This is a genomic window from Microbacterium excoecariae (assembly GCF_011326725.1).
Classification (GTDB): Bacteria; Actinomycetota; Actinomycetes; order Actinomycetales; family Microbacteriaceae; genus Microbacterium; species Microbacterium excoecariae.
The window spans coordinates 1404532-1417732 of record NZ_JAANCO010000001.1 but is presented as its reverse complement, the minus strand read 5'-3'; the positions used below and the strand labels follow the sequence as shown (position 1 = coordinate 1417732).

Annotated in this window: 14 protein-coding genes; 6 read left to right on the top strand and 8 right to left on the bottom strand. The window is 73.7% G+C overall.

Annotated features, from left to right (window positions below; translation table 11 throughout):
* Window positions 1-89: 89 nt before the first annotated feature.
* The 4 genes from G8E01_RS06455 to rplS form a co-directional block, all read right to left on the bottom strand.
* Window positions 90-416, bottom strand: coding sequence for a DUF2469 family protein (locus G8E01_RS06455; RefSeq protein ID WP_155048334.1), 327 nt, complete (start codon window positions 414-416; stop codon window positions 90-92).
* A gap of 34 nt (window positions 417-450) precedes the next feature.
* Window positions 451-1113, bottom strand: coding sequence for a ribonuclease HII (locus G8E01_RS06450; protein ID WP_166317427.1), 663 nt, complete (start codon window positions 1111-1113; stop codon window positions 451-453).
* On the bottom strand, window positions 1110-1844 hold the full coding sequence (gene lepB, locus G8E01_RS06445) for a signal peptidase I (protein ID WP_166317424.1): 735 nt from the start codon (window positions 1842-1844) through the stop codon (window positions 1110-1112). The genes G8E01_RS06450 and lepB overlap by 4 nt, the downstream gene beginning before the upstream one ends.
* Window positions 1845-1922: 78 nt before the next feature.
* Window positions 1923-2270, bottom strand: coding sequence for a 50S ribosomal protein L19 (gene rplS / locus G8E01_RS06440; protein WP_166317421.1), 348 nt, complete (start codon window positions 2268-2270; stop codon window positions 1923-1925).
* A 248-nt stretch (window positions 2271-2518) separates the two neighbouring features.
* Between rplS and map the strand changes: the two genes are divergently transcribed.
* The 6 genes from map to G8E01_RS06410 all read left to right on the top strand — a co-directional run bounded on the left by map (window position 2519) and on the right by G8E01_RS06410 (window position 9416).
* Entirely contained in the window at window positions 2519-3295 is a 777-nt protein-coding gene (gene map, locus G8E01_RS06435) for a type I methionyl aminopeptidase (protein ID WP_166317418.1), read from the top strand.
* Between the two features lie 126 nt (window positions 3296-3421).
* Window positions 3422-5998 carry a nitrite reductase large subunit NirB gene (gene nirB / locus G8E01_RS06430; protein ID WP_166317415.1) on the top strand — a complete coding sequence of 859 codons (2577 nt, stop codon included), beginning with the start codon at window positions 3422-3424 and terminating at the stop codon, window positions 5996-5998.
* Window positions 5995-6366 (top strand): nitrite reductase small subunit NirD, encoded by a 372-nt coding sequence (nirD, locus tag G8E01_RS06425; RefSeq protein ID WP_166317411.1) that lies wholly within the window; start codon window positions 5995-5997, stop codon window positions 6364-6366. Before nirB ends, nirD begins: the two co-directional genes overlap by 4 nt.
* Before the next feature lies 1 nt (window position 6367).
* Window positions 6368-7609 (top strand): uroporphyrinogen-III C-methyltransferase, encoded by a 1242-nt coding sequence (gene cobA / locus G8E01_RS06420; RefSeq protein WP_166317408.1) that lies wholly within the window; start codon window positions 6368-6370, stop codon window positions 7607-7609.
* Complete coding sequence (locus G8E01_RS06415; protein WP_166317405.1) at window positions 7606-8739, top strand: uroporphyrinogen-III synthase; 1134 nt, start codon at window positions 7606-7608, stop codon at window positions 8737-8739. Before cobA ends, G8E01_RS06415 begins: the two co-directional genes overlap by 4 nt.
* Complete coding sequence (locus tag G8E01_RS06410; RefSeq protein ID WP_166317402.1) at window positions 8736-9416, top strand: sirohydrochlorin chelatase; 681 nt, start codon at window positions 8736-8738, stop codon at window positions 9414-9416. The genes G8E01_RS06415 and G8E01_RS06410 overlap by 4 nt, the downstream gene beginning before the upstream one ends.
* Window positions 9417-9423: 7 nt before the next feature.
* On the opposite strand, the gene moaA is transcribed toward G8E01_RS06410, so the two are convergent.
* From moaA to modA, 4 genes are read right to left on the bottom strand one after another with little or no spacing between them, the layout of a single operon-like run.
* Window positions 9424-10482: a GTP 3',8-cyclase MoaA gene (moaA, locus tag G8E01_RS06405; protein WP_166317399.1), complete on the bottom strand. Its 1059-nt coding sequence runs from the start codon at window positions 10480-10482 to the stop codon at window positions 9424-9426.
* The gene (locus G8E01_RS06400) at window positions 10479-11618 is read right to left on the bottom strand and encodes an ABC transporter ATP-binding protein (protein ID WP_205827237.1); all 1140 of its coding nucleotides are present in this window, start codon (window positions 11616-11618) and stop codon (window positions 10479-10481) included. Before G8E01_RS06400 ends, moaA begins: the two co-directional genes overlap by 4 nt.
* Window positions 11615-12448, bottom strand: a complete 834-nt coding sequence (locus G8E01_RS06395; RefSeq protein ID WP_166317396.1) for an ABC transporter permease — start codon at window positions 12446-12448, stop codon at window positions 11615-11617. Before G8E01_RS06395 ends, G8E01_RS06400 begins: the two co-directional genes overlap by 4 nt.
* Entirely contained in the window at window positions 12445-13188 is a 744-nt protein-coding gene (modA, locus tag G8E01_RS06390) for a molybdate ABC transporter substrate-binding protein (RefSeq protein WP_166317393.1), read from the bottom strand. Before modA ends, G8E01_RS06395 begins: the two co-directional genes overlap by 4 nt.
* Window positions 13189-13201: the final 13 nt, after the last annotated feature.

The following is a 13201-nucleotide window of genomic DNA, read 5'->3' as shown; positions in this document are numbered from 1 at the left end:
GCTCGCGCGCTCTCGATCACCCGCGAAACGGCGCGGATCCTGGGGACAACGTCGCGGATCCGCAGGCTCGGGACGGGCCCGGCCCTGCCCTACTGCTTGCCGATGGAGAGGTCGTCCGGCAGCTCGAAGCCCCGGCGCGACAGCTCCTCGATGTTGACGTCCTTGAAGGTCAGCACGCGCACCGAGGTGACGAATCGGTCGGCGCGGTAGATGTCCCAGACCCAGACGTCGCGCATCGTCAGCTCGAAATAGAAGTCGTTCTCGGTGTCGTGCCGCACCAGACCGACCTCGTTCGCGAGATAGAAGCGCCGTTCCGTCTCGATCACGTACTGGAACTGGCCGACAACGTCGCGGTACTCGCGATACAGCGCCAGCTCAAGCTCTCGGTCGAAATCGTCGAAGACATCGTCATCCATGGTCATCCCATTCTAGGAGCTCGTCGACCACCCGTCAGAACAGCCCGGGCCCGATCGCCCACGACCGCCGGTGATGATCCGTGAGCCCGTGCGCGTCGATCGCGGCGCGGTGCGCGGCGCTGGCGTACCCCTTGTTGCGCGCCCAGCCGTACGGCGCGTGGTCGGCGTCCAGCGCCACCATGAGCGCGTCGCGCTCGACTTTGGCCGCGATCGACGCCGCCGAGATGACGGCGCGGTCGCGGTCGCCCTTCACGACCGCGCGCACGTCCAGGCGGCCGAGGCGCGGTCGCGCGGCGAGCGTGACGTAGTCGCGATCGCCGTCCAGCAACACGATCCCCGAGGCGGGGTCGAAGCCGTCCTCCGCGAGGCGCTCGAGCGCGCGCGTCGCGGCGAGCGCGAGCGCCCCCATGATGCCGCGCTCGTCCACCTCGCCGGGGGTCGCCCACCCGAGCCGCGTCGCCACGGCCCACTCCCCCGCCGCGCGCGCGACGTCGGCGCGCCGGCGCTCCGCGACGAGCTTGGAATCGCGCAGTCCCGCCGGGACCCCGAGCGCCGCGCGGTCGCGGTCGAGAACGCTCGCGCCCACGGTGACGGGCCCGGCCAGCGCGCCGCGGCCCACCTCGTCGAGGCCGAACACGAGCGGAGCGTCCTCGAGCAGTCCCCGCTCGAGGTCGAGCGTGGGCTGAACGGGCGTCATTCGGCGGCGTCCGGCACGCCCATGAAGGCGTCCGAGGCCGAGGCCAGCGTTCCGAAGTGCGACAGCGGCCACGTGCGCAGCACAACCCGGCCCACGACGTTGTCGAGCGGGACGAACCCGCCGCCCGGCTGGTCCGCGTGATAGCGGGAGTCCTGCGAGCGGTTGCGGTTGTCCCCCATAACCCAGAGGGATCCCTCGGGCACCGTCACGTCGAAATCCGTCGTCGAGGCGAGGGAGGATCCGTCCGGAAGGTCGAGGTAGTCGAGCTCGTCGACGCCCACGCCGTTGACCTCGATCTGCCCGAGCGCGTTGCAGCAGGTGATGTGGTCGCCCGGGAGCCCGATGATCCGCTTGACGAGGTGGTCCTCCGAATCCGACGCCGAGATGCCGACCGCGGTCAGCGCCCAGTCGATCACGCCCGCGACGCCCCCGGGGCTCGGCGTGGCGGAGGTCGGGAGCCATCCGCCCGGGTCCTCGAACACGACGACGTCGCCGCGGTCGTAGCCGGTCCAGTCCACCGTCAGCTCGTCGACGAGGATCCGGTCCCCCGTCATGAGGGTCCGCTCCATCGACGCCGACGGGATGTAGAAGGACCGGACCACGAACGCCTTGATGACCACCGACGCGACAACGGCGATCACGACGATGAGCGCGACGTCGCGCAGGAAGATCAGCGCGCCGCGTCCGCGCGGACGCGCCCGCGCGGACGCGGGCTGTGGTTCGGTTGTCATCATCACCAGGTTCCCACACGCCGAACGCCCCGCGACAATCGTGTCGCGGGGCGTTCGCCGAGAATTCCGGCCGGGGGCTTAGGCGTCGCGCTTCTCGCGGATCTTCGCCTTCTTGCCGCGGAGCTCGCGCAGGTAGTACAGCTTCGCGCGACGCACGTCACCGCGCGAGAGCACCTCGATCTTGTCGATGATCGGCGAGTGCACGGGGAACACGCGCTCGACGCCGACCTGGAAGCTGATCTTGCGGACCGTGAAGGTCTCGCGCACGCCATCGCCCTGGCGGCCGAGCACCACGCCCTGGAAGACCTGGACGCGCGAGCGGTTGCCCTCGATGATGTTGACGTGCACCTTGACGGTGTCGCCGGGGCCGAACTCGGGGATGTCGCTACGCAGCGAGGCGCTGTCGACGGCATCGATGATGTTCATGATGAATCGCTTCCTGCGGTCGCCACAGGCCGCCCGCAACAGGTGAAAAAGGCGTGTGTGCGCGTGAGGATCCCCAAGACGCGGATCCCTCGACTCCCCTGCGGCAGAATCGAAACCGGCCTGCCAACGGGCACGCCGGTCACGGCACAAACGTCTATTCTGCCACATCCCCGCGCGCGACACGACCCGAGCGTCGAGCCGTCTCCCGGGCGCATGCGGAACAATGGATCCTCGGCGAAAGGACACCCATGATCGAGCTGCGCACCCCTGCCGAGATCGACGCGATGCGCCCCGCGGGGCGATTTGTCGCGGAAACGCTGCAGACCCTCCGCGACGAGGTGACGGTCGGGACGAACCTGCTGGCGATCGACCGCCGCGCGCACGAGCTGATCCGGCGCGCGGGCGCGGAGAGCTGCTACATCGACTACGCGCCCTCGTTCGGGTCTGGCCCGTTCGGCAAGGTGATCTGCACGTCGATCAACGACGCCGTGCTCCACGGCATGCCGCACGACTACGCCGTCCGGGACGGCGATCTCGTCACCCTGGACTTCGCGGTCTCCGTCGACGGATGGGTGGCCGACTCCGCCGTGTCGTTCGTCGTGGGCACGCCCCGCGACGAGGACCTCGCGCTGATCGAGACGACCGAGCGGGCGCTCGCGGCCGGCATCGCCGCCGCCCAGCCGGGCGGCAAGGTGGGCGACATCTCGGCCGCGATCGCCGAGGTCGCGCACGGCGCGGGGCTGTCGATCAACACCGACTTCGGCGGCCACGGGGTGGGGCGCACGATGCACGGCGACCCGCACATCCCCAACAACGGCCGGGCCGGCCGTGGTTTCCCCCTCAAGCCGGGGCTCGTCGTCGCGATCGAGCCGTGGTTCCTGCACACGACCGACAAGCTGAAGACCGACGAGGACGACGGCTGGACGCTGCGCAGCGCGGACGGATCCCGCGGCGCGCACAGCGAGCACACGATCGCCATCACCCCCGACGGGCCCCTGATCCTGACGGACCGCTCGGAACTCTGAGTCTTCTCACGGGGGCCGCGCGCGGCCTGTGAGGGTTTCGTTCGTCCGGGGAAACCCCCCGGGCGCCCGGGCCGAAACACCCGCTCCCTAGCGTGAACGCACGACGTGTTCACCCGAGGAGCCCCCATGAGGAACGAGATTCAGCCCGGTCACCGCATCGTCGTGGTGGGCGCCGGCATGGTCGCCCACCGTTTCGTCGAGAGCCTGCTCGCGCGGTCGTCCGACGCGCGGATCACCGTCATCGGCGAGGAGGGGCGCGCCCCGTACGACCGCGTCGGCCTGACGTCCTTCTTCGCGGGGGCGACCGAGGCGGACCTCGCCCTGGACGACGCGGCGCTGTCGGATCCGCGGGTCCGCTTCGTCGCGGGCGACCCCGTCGCGAGCATCGATCGGACCGCCCGCACCGTCCGCACCGCGTCGCGGGACGTCGTGCCGTACGACACGCTCGTGCTCGCGACGGGGTCGTTCGCCGCGCGGCCTGCCGTGGACGGCGCCGAGCTGCCGGGGTGCTTCGTCTATCGCACGATCGACGACCTGGTCGCGCTGCGCGAGTTCGTCGCCGCGCGTCGCGCGGACCTGGGCCGCCCCCTCGCCGGACGCGTCGTCGGCGGCGGGCTCCTCGGCCTCGAGGCCGCGGGCGCCCTCGACGGACTCGGGGTCGAGAGCACCGTCATCCACTCGGGCACGCACCTCATGTCCGCGCAGCTCGATCGCTCGGGCGGCGAGGTCCTGGGCCGCCTCATCGCGGACAAGGGGATCCGGGTGCGCACCGAGTCCCGCACAACCCGGCTCGACCCGGACCGATCCGGCAACGTGGCCGGGCTCGAGTTCGCGGACGGGTCGTACGAGCCGGCCGACGTCGTCGTGTTCACCGTGGGCGTGCGCCCGCGCGACGTGCTGGCGCGCGAGGCGCAGCTCGCCTGCGATCCGCGCGGGGGCGTCGTGATCGACGAGGCGTGCGCGACGTCGGATCCGGCCATCCTCGCCGTCGGGGAGGTCGCGAGCTTCGGCGGGCGGTGCGTCGGGCTCGTCGCGCCGGGATACGCCATGGCCGAGGTCGCGGTGGATCGCCTGGTCGGCGGCGACGCGACCTTCGACGGCTTCGACGATTCCACCAAGCTCAAGCTCTCCGGGGTCGACGTCGCCACCTTCGGCGACGCGTTCGCCCAGACTCCGGGCGCGCTCGACGTCGTGTACACGGACCCCGTCGGCGGCGTCTACAAGAAGCTCGTGCTGAGCGACGACGCGTCGACGCTTCTCGGCGGGATCCTCGTCGGCGACGCCTCCGCCTACGGCGCGCTCCGGCCGCTCGTCGGACGCGCGCTTGGGGCGGATCCGGCCGCGTATGTCTTGCCCGCCGGCGGCGCGGAGATGCCCGACACGCAACTCCCGGACGACGCGATCGTGTGCTCCTGCTCCTCCGTGACGGCGGGGCGGATCCGCCGGGCCGTCCACGAGGAGGGGTGCGCGGACGCGGGCGCCGTCAAGGCGTGCACGAAGGCGGGCGCCACCTGCGGCTCGTGCGTCGTGGCGGTGGGGAAAATCGTGTCGACGGAGCTGACGTCGCTCGGCCGCACCGTGAGCACGGCGATGTGCGAGCACTTCGACTTCTCGCGCCGGCAGCTGTGGGACGCGGTCGCCGTGTCGGGGCTCACCACGTTCTCGGCGATCCTCGAGCGGTTCGGCCGGGGGCGCGGGTGCGACGTGTGCAAGCCGACCGTGGCGAGCATCCTCGCGAGCTTCGTCAGCCGCCACGTCCTGGACGGCGAGAACGCGACGCTGCAGGACACGAACGATCACGTCATGGCGAACATGCAGAAGGACGGCTCCTACTCGGTCGTCCCGCGGATGCCCGGCGGCGAGGTGACCCCGGAGGGGCTCATCGTCATCGGGGAGGTCGCGCGAGAGTTCGGGCTCTACACCAAGCTGACGGGCGGTCAGCGCATCGACATGTTCGGCGCGCGGCTCGAGCAGCTCCCGCTCATCTGGGGCCGCCTCGTCGACGCCGGATTCGAGTCCGGGCAGGCCTACGGGAAGTCGCTGCGCACGGTGAAGTCGTGCGTCGGATCCACCTGGTGCCGGTACGGGGTGCAGGACGCCGTCGGGATGGCCGTCCGCCTCGAGCTGCGCTACCGCGGCCTGCGTTCGCCCCACAAGCTCAAGCTCGGGGTGTCCGGCTGCGCCCGCGAGTGCGCCGAGGCGCGGGGCAAGGACGTCGGGGTCATCGCCACCGAGAACGGGTGGAACATGTACGTCGGCGGCAACGGCGGCTTCACGCCGCGGCACGCCGAGCTGCTCGCCGAGGGGCTCGACGACGACGGGCTGATCCGCGCGATCGACCGGTTCTTCATGTACTACATCCGCACCGCCGACCGCCTGCAGCGCACGGCGCCGTGGTTCGCGGATCTGGACGGCGGGATCGCGGGCCTACGCGAGGTGATCTTCGACGACGCGCTGGGGATATGCGACGATCTCGACCGGGCCATGGCGCGCCACGTCGAGGACTACGAGGACGAGTGGGCCGCCACGCTGAAGGACCCGGACAAGCTGCGACGCTTCCACTCCTTCGTCAACGCCCCGGACACCCCGGATCCGTCCCTCGCCTACGTCTCGGAGCGGGGCCAGGCGCGACCCGCCTCGCGCGCCGAGCGCGACGCCGGATCCGTCCTCATCGCCGGCACGACCCTGGAGGTGCGGCGATGACCGCCACATCGACGGCGCGCTGGGTGCGCGTGTGCCGCCTCGCCGACCTCGACGTCGAGCGCGGGCGGGCCGCGCTCCTCGGCGGCGTCCAGGTGGCGCTGTTCCGACTCGCCGACGGCACGGTGCGGGCTGTGTCGAACTATGACCCCTACGGCGACGCGCACGTGCTGTCGCGGGGTATCGTCGGCTCCAAGCTGCTCGTCGACGGCAGCGAGGCGCCCACGATCGCATCGCCCCTGCACAAACAGGCCTGGGATCTGCGCACGGGAGCCGTCGTCGAGGCGCAGGGCAAGGACGATCGGCCGATCCCCGCCTACCCCGTCGCGGTCGACGACGGCGAGGTCATGATCCGCTGGAAGGACGACTGACATGACGACGATGCTCGGGATTTCCCTCGAGGGCCGCCCGGTCGTGCTCGTCGGGGGCGGATCCGTGACCGCCCGGCGTCTGCGCCGCCTTCACGCCGACGGCGCCGTCGTGCGCGTCGTCGCGCCCGCCCTCGCGCCCGAGACGGCGCAGCTCGTGGCCGACCACGGGCTCGAGTGGCGCGCGCGGCCGGTCCGCCCCTCCGACCTCGAGGCCGCCTGGCTCGTGCATACCGCGACGGGCGACGACCGGGTCGACCGCGAGGTGTCCGCGTGGTGCGAGGCCCGCCGCATCCTCTGCGTCAACGCCTCCGACGGCGCGCACGGGTCCGCGCGCATGACCGCCGAGGTGCGAGCCGGGGACGTCGTCGTCGGCGTCACGAGCGACGCGGGCGTCGACCCGCGGCGTACGGCCCGGGTCGCGGCCGCCATCCGCGGGCTCCTGGACGAGGGAGCCGCGCCGCTGCGCCGCGTGCGCGAGACGGCCGCGGGCCAGGTCGCCCTCGTCGGCGGCGGCCCCGGGCCCGTCGACCTGCTGACGCTGCGCGGGCGACGGCTGCTCGCCGAGGCGGACGTCGTCGTCGCCGACCGGCTGGGCGCGACGGCGGTGCTCGACGAGCTCGATCCCGACGTCGAGATCGTGCACGTCGGCAAGGCGCCGGGACATCATCCCGTCCCGCAGGATGAGATCAACGCGATCCTCGTCCGGCACGCCCGCGCGGGCCGACGCGTCGTGCGGCTCAAGGGTGGCGACCCCTTCGTGTACGGGCGCGGGGGCGAGGAGGTCACGGCGTGCCTCGCCGCCGGCGTCCCCGTCGAGGTCGTGCCGGGCGTCACGAGCGCCGTCGCGGTTCCGCAGGCCGCCGGGATCCCCGTCACGCACCGCGGCGTCGCCGGGAGCGTGCACCTCGTCAACGGCCCCGCCGGCGCGACCGCCACGACGCTCGCCGCGCTCGCGGATACGTCCGTGACGACCGTCATCCTCATGGGCGTGGCGGCGTTCGGCGAGTTCGCGGAGGCCGCCCTCGCGGCGGGCATCCGCGAGGACCTCCCCGTCGCCTTCGTCGAGAGCGGCCACACGCCCGCCCAGCGCACGACACGCGCCACCCTCGCGACGGCGCGGCGGGCCGCCGCCGAGGCCGACGTGCATAACCCCGCGGTCATCGTCGTCGGGGAGGTCGCGCGCGAGGGCCTCCTCCTCCCCGCGCCCGCCGTGGGCGCGGCCACCGGGCGCGAGGCCGAATGAGCGGCGACCGCCCCCCGCTGTCCGCCGCGCTGGACGGGTGCACGATCGTCATCGCCGTCGATCGGCGCGCGGCCGAGCTCCGCGCCGCGCTCGAACGCCACGGCGCGACCGTGCGCCAGGCTCCCGCGCTGACGATCGTTCCGCACGTGGACGACGAGGCGCTCCTCTCGGTAACCCGCGACCTTATCGCCCACCCACCCGACATCGTCGTCGCGACGACGGGCGTCGGCTTCCGCGGCTGGATCGAGGCCGCGCACGAGGCCGGCATCGCCGACGAGCTCGAGGAGGCCTTTCGCGGGGCGCAGATCGTCGCGCGCGGCCCCAAGGCCCGCGGCGCGATTCAGCAGGCAGGCTTCGAGGCGGACTGGGTCGCCGACTCCGAGACCGCGCGCGAGCTCGGCGAGTACCTCGTCGCCGAGGGGCTCGCCGGTCGCCGCGTCGCGGTGCAACACCACGGATCCGGCGCGGACGGGCTCGACGACATGTTCCGGGCCCACGGGGCGGACGTCGCGAGCGTGACGGTGTACCGCTGGGGCCCGCCCGCGGATCCGGCCGTCGTGCGCCAGTCTGTCCTCCAGACCGCGGCGGGCGAGGTCGACGCCGTCCTGTTCACCTCGGCGCCCGGCGCGAGCGAGTGGCTGCGCGACGCCGAGCGCGCCGGCGTCCTCGATGACCTGCGCACGCTGGCCGACCGAGGACGCGTCGTCATGGCGGCCGTCGGCCCCGTGACCGTGCAGCCCCTGGTGGCGCGCGGGATCCCCGCGATCGTCGCCGATCGCGGGCGCCTCGGCTCGCTCGTGCGCGGGGTCGTGACCCACTTCGGCGGCGGCAGCGCGCCCGGCCACGACACGCCGCGCGGGCGCCTTGAGATGCGCAGCGCGGGCGCGGTCCTCGCGGGGCGGTTCCTCCCCCTGTCCCCCACGAGCGTGGCGGTCCTCGGCGCGCTCTTCGACGCGGGCGGCGCCGTGGTCTCGCGGGAGCAGCTCCTCGCGCATTTGCCGCGATCCAGCCGCAGCACGCACGCCGTCGAGATGGCCATCGCGCGTCTCCGGGAGGGACTGGAGTTCGCCGACCTCGTCCGCACGGTGGTCAAGCGCGGATACCGCCTCGAGGTCGAGGATCTCGCATGAGCGCCCCCGCCCTGATCTGCTGCTCGCACGGCACGGACTCCCCCGAGGGCCGGAGCACGATCTCGCGCCTCGTCGCCGCCGCCGCGCGCGCGATCGGGGACGTCCCGGTGCGCGAGACCTACGTGGACGTGCAGCACCCGCAGGTCGACGAGGTGGTCGCGGCGACGCCGGGCGACGCCGTCGTCGTGCCACTGCTCCTCTCGCCCGGCTTCCACACCTCCGTCGACATCGGCCGGGCCGCGCGCTCCCGGCCCGGCGTCGTCGCGACCGACACGCTCGGCCCCCACCCGCTGCTCGCCGACATCCTCGCCGAGCGCGTCGCGGCGCTCCGCCCCGCGCCGGGCGACGCGGTCGTCCTCGCGGCGTCCGGCTCGTCGCGGCCCGAGGCCGCCGAGAGCGTCGAGCGCGTGCGCGACGCGCTGACCGAACGCCTCGGGCGGCCCGTCGGGGTCGGCTACGCCTACGGCGCGACCCCGAAGGTCGCCGAGGCCGTCGCCGACGCGCGCCGCGCGGGCGCGGGCCGCGTTATCGTCGCGAGCTACGTCCTCGCGCCCGGCCACTTCGCGCGCCTCGTGGCGGGCGCGGGCGCCGACGCCACCACCGCCCCGCTGGGCGACGACCCGCGCGTCGCGGAGATCGTCGCGGAGCGCTACCGCGCGGGCTGCCTCCTGCTCTGACGCCCGCTCAGCCGCCGATCGCGTTCATGCCCCGGCCCGGCTGCAGGAAGCCCGGGTCGTTGATCGCGTGCCCGGGCAGCTTCTTCCAGATGCACGCGCGCAGGACGCGCTCGATGTCGGCGTCGCTGCCGCCGCCGCGCAGCACCGGTACGAGGTCGAACTCGCGGTGCGAGAAGAGGCAGTTGCGCAGCTGCCCGTCGGCCGTGAGCCGGAGGCGATCGCAGTCCCCGCAGAACGGCGCGGTCACGGAGGCGATCACGCCGACCGTGCGACCGGATCCGTCGAGCCGCCAGGATTCCGCGGGAGCCCCGCCGCGCCCCGGTACGGGGGTCAGCGACCAGCGCTCCGAGAGCGCGGCGAGGATCTCCTCGCGCGTGACCATCTGCGAGCGATCCCAGGTGTGGCTGGCGTCGAGGGGCATCTGCTCGATGAAGCGCATCTCGGCATCGTGGTCCAGCGCGAACTGCACGAGGTCGACGAGCTCGTCGTCGTTGACCCCGCGCATCGCGACCGCGTTGAGCTTGAGGGGGCGCAGCGGCGACGCCGCCGCCGCGCGGATGCCCGCGAACACGTCGTCCAGGCGGTCGCGGCGGGTGAGGTCGCGGAAGCGGTCGGCGCGGATCGTGTCGATCGAGATGTTGAGGCGCGTAAGCCCCGCGTCGACGAGCGCGGGCAGGACGCGGTCCAGCCCGATGCCGTTCGTCGTCATCGCCACTCGCACGGGGCCCTCCGGCCCCTCGATGCGCGCGATCTCCTCGACGACGGCGACGATGTCGCGGCGCAGCAGCGGCTCGCCGCCGGTCAACCGGAACGTCGTGATGCCGTGGTCGGCGGCGATGCGCGCGATCCGCACGATCTCGTCCCGATCGAGGATGCTCTGCTTCGCGAGCCACTCGTTCCCCTGCTCCGGCATGCAGTACGTGCACCGAAGGGAGCAGCGGTCGGTGAGCGACACCCGCAGGTCGCGGTGCACGCGTCCGAACCGGTCGACGAGGGGGCCCGACGTCGGGGCCTCTCCGGTCTCCCGGGGCGGCGCGCCCGCGAGGCGCACGGGGACGGCGCTCATGAGGTTCGCCTCGCGACCGGCACGAGCCGCACGTGTTCCGACGGGACCGACACCCGCACCGGATCCCCGGGAGCAAGGCGCATGGCCGCGACGAGCGCGGACGACACGTCGATCGTCATCTCGGGCTCCGCGACGTGCACGCGGGCGCCGCCGGGCGCCGGGTCCAGGCGCCGAACGCGGGCGAGCCACGGCCCGCCAGGATCCGGAAGGCCGCGCGCGACGCGGAGCGCGCCCGTCCACGTCTCCTCCGGGGCCGGGGCCACCTGCGCGTCCGCCGGCCGGAACACGGCGTCGATCTCGTCCCCGTCGGCGAGCGCCGCGCCGCGGGCGTCGCCGGCGATCCGGAGGGGTTCGCCGAAGGCCGTGCCCTCCCAGGCGCCCGCGCGCGCGGTGCCCCGCAAGCGGTTCAGCCCGGCCGCCGCCGCCACGAAGCGCGTCGCGGGGCTCGCGAGCACCTCGCGCACCGCGCCGCGCTGGGTCACCTCGCCGTTCTCGATAACGATCAGCCGGTCCGCGAGCGCGGCGGCGTCGAACGCGTCGTGCGTGACGAGGAGCGTCGTCGTGAGCGTGGCGGCGAGCTGCTCGCGCAGGAGCGCGCGGATGTCGCTCGCGGTCTCGGGATCGAGCGAGGTGAGCGGCTCGTCGAGGAGGAGCAGGCGCGGCGAGGTCGCGAGGGCGCGGGCGAGGGCCACGCGCTGCTGCTGGCCGCCCGACAGCTCGCGCGGTCGGTGATCCCCGGATCCGGAGAGCCCGACGCGCCAGAGCCACTCGTCGGCCTCGGCCAGCGCGCGGGTGCGCGGCGCGCCGTGCGCCCTGAGGCCGAACGCGACGTTCTCCCGCACGGACAGGTGCGGGAAGAGCAGCGGATTCTGTCGGAGCAGCACCACGCCGCCCCGGCGGGGATCCGCCGCGCGGCGGCGGGTGATGCGGTGCGCGCCGATCGTCACCTGACCGTCCGTCAGGCGCTGGTCGCCCGACAGGGCCGCGAGCAGCGTCGACTTGCCGGCCCCGCTGGGGCCCATCACGGCGACGACCTCGCCGCTCGGCACCTCGAGCGATACGTCGAGCCGGAACCCGCGGCCCCGGTCGACGACCACCCGCCCGGACAGCGCCGTCGCGCCCGATCTCCGCGTCATCGCGCACCCCCGGGGCGCCAGGCCCGTACGAGGAGGAGGACGACGAGGACGGTCGCGAGCAGCACAAGCGCGAGGGCGACCGCCGGGCCCTGGCCCACGCCGGATCCGTTGAAGGCCGTGTAGATCGCGAGCGGCATCGTCTGTGTCACGCCCGGTGCGTTGCCGGCGAACAGCGCGGTCGCACCGAACTCGCCGATCGCTCGGGCGAAGCAGAGGATCGTTCCCGCGACGATCCCGTCCGCGGCCAGAGGGAGGGTCACCCGGCGCAGCGTCGTGAATCGCCCGGCGCCGAGCGCCGCCGCCGTGCGCTCGAAATCGGTGCCGGCGGTGCGCAGGGCCCCCTCGACGGAGAGCACGAGGAACGGCAGGGCGACGAAGATCTGGGCGAGGACGACGGCCACGGTGGTGAACGGAAGACCGAGCCCGCGGGCGTCGAGCCAGGCGCCCACGGGGCTCGACGCGCCGAACAGAAACAGGAGGGCGACGCCGCCGACCATGGGCGGCAACACGAGGGGAACCGTCACCACGACGCGCAGCACCGCGGCGAGCGCGCGGGGCGCGCGGGCGATGCCGAGGGCGAGCGGCACGCCCACGATCACGCAGATCCCCGTCGCGACGACCGCCGTGCCGAGCGAGAGGGCGAGCGCGTCGACGGCGGCCGGCGTGGTCACGTCGGGCACGAACGTCGCCCAGTTCGCCCGCGCGACGAGAGCGACCAGCGGCAGAACGAGGAACACGAGGGCGACCGCCGCGGGGACGTAGACGAACCGCGGCACAAACGCCCGCGCGGGCGCGGGGCGGGCGGCGTGCGCGGGGGCCGGGAACGTCACTGGGGCACCCCGAATCCCGCCTCGGTGAGGATCGCGCGCCCCTCGTCCGACGTGACGAAGTCGACGAACGCGGCGGCCGCGTCCGGGGCGTCCGTGGCGCGCGTCACCGCGAGCGGATACGAGTTCACGACGGCGTCGAGGCGCGCGTCGCTGACGGCGTCGAGGCCGGCGATCGCCGCCGCATCGGTGCGATAGACGAGGCCCGCGTCGGCGGCGCCCTCCGCCACCTTCGTGGCGACGGCCGTGACGTTCTGCTCGAGGCTCGCGGCGTCGACGACGAGCCCGGCGCCGTCGAGCGCCGTGCGCGCCGCCGCGCCGCACGGCACCTCGGGCGCGCAGAGCACGACGTCCAGACCCGGATCCGTGAGGTCCTCGAGCGTCTCGACCACCCCCTCGCCCTCCGGGACCGCGATCACCAGCGAGTTGGTCGCGAAGATCTCGGGGGCCTCCGTCTGATCCGCGATGCGTGCCATCGTCGCCTCGTCGGCGAAGGCTGCGACGTCGACGGGCGCGCCCTCCGCGATCTGCGTCGCCAGGGTCGACGACCCGTCGTACGTGATCGGCGCGAGCTCGATCTCGGGGTGGGCCGCGCGGAACGCCGTGGCGATCTCCTCGAACGCGCCCTGCAGCGAGGCCGCCGCCGCGACGCGCAGCTGCGGCGCGGAGGCCTCGGCGCCGGCGGAGCACGCCGGCGCGCCGAACGCCGCGGCGAGCAGGAGAACGGCGGCGAGTCGGCGCATACCCCCTATCTCA

What these genes read in the sequence shown, in the direction of transcription:
- G8E01_RS06455 (WP_155048334.1), bottom strand. Translation starts at nt 416, where the DNA reads ATGGATGACGATGTCTTCGACGATTTCGACCGAGAGCTTGAGCTGGCG.
- G8E01_RS06450 (WP_166317427.1), bottom strand. Translation starts at nt 1,113, where the DNA reads ATGACGCCCGTTCAGCCCACGCTCGACCTCGAGCGGGGACTGCTCGAG.
- lepB (WP_166317424.1), bottom strand. Translation starts at nt 1,844, where the DNA reads ATGACAACCGAACCACAGCCCGCGTCCGCGCGGGCGCGTCCGCGCGGA.
- rplS (WP_166317421.1), bottom strand. Translation starts at nt 2,270, where the DNA reads ATGAACATCATCGATGCCGTCGACAGCGCCTCGCTGCGTAGCGACATC.
- map (WP_166317418.1), top strand. Translation starts at nt 2,519, where the DNA reads ATGATCGAGCTGCGCACCCCTGCCGAGATCGACGCGATGCGCCCCGCG.
- nirB (WP_166317415.1), top strand. Translation starts at nt 3,422, where the DNA reads ATGAGGAACGAGATTCAGCCCGGTCACCGCATCGTCGTGGTGGGCGCC.
- nirD (WP_166317411.1), top strand. Translation starts at nt 5,995, where the DNA reads ATGACCGCCACATCGACGGCGCGCTGGGTGCGCGTGTGCCGCCTCGCC.
- cobA (WP_166317408.1), top strand. Translation starts at nt 6,368, where the DNA reads ATGACGACGATGCTCGGGATTTCCCTCGAGGGCCGCCCGGTCGTGCTC.
- G8E01_RS06415 (WP_166317405.1), top strand. Translation starts at nt 7,606, where the DNA reads ATGAGCGGCGACCGCCCCCCGCTGTCCGCCGCGCTGGACGGGTGCACG.
- G8E01_RS06410 (WP_166317402.1), top strand. Translation starts at nt 8,736, where the DNA reads ATGAGCGCCCCCGCCCTGATCTGCTGCTCGCACGGCACGGACTCCCCC.
- moaA (WP_166317399.1), bottom strand. Translation starts at nt 10,482, where the DNA reads ATGAGCGCCGTCCCCGTGCGCCTCGCGGGCGCGCCGCCCCGGGAGACC.
- G8E01_RS06400 (WP_205827237.1), bottom strand. Translation starts at nt 11,618, where the DNA reads ATGACGCGGAGATCGGGCGCGACGGCGCTGTCCGGGCGGGTGGTCGTC.
- modA (WP_166317393.1), bottom strand. Translation starts at nt 13,188, where the DNA reads ATGCGCCGACTCGCCGCCGTTCTCCTGCTCGCCGCGGCGTTCGGCGCG.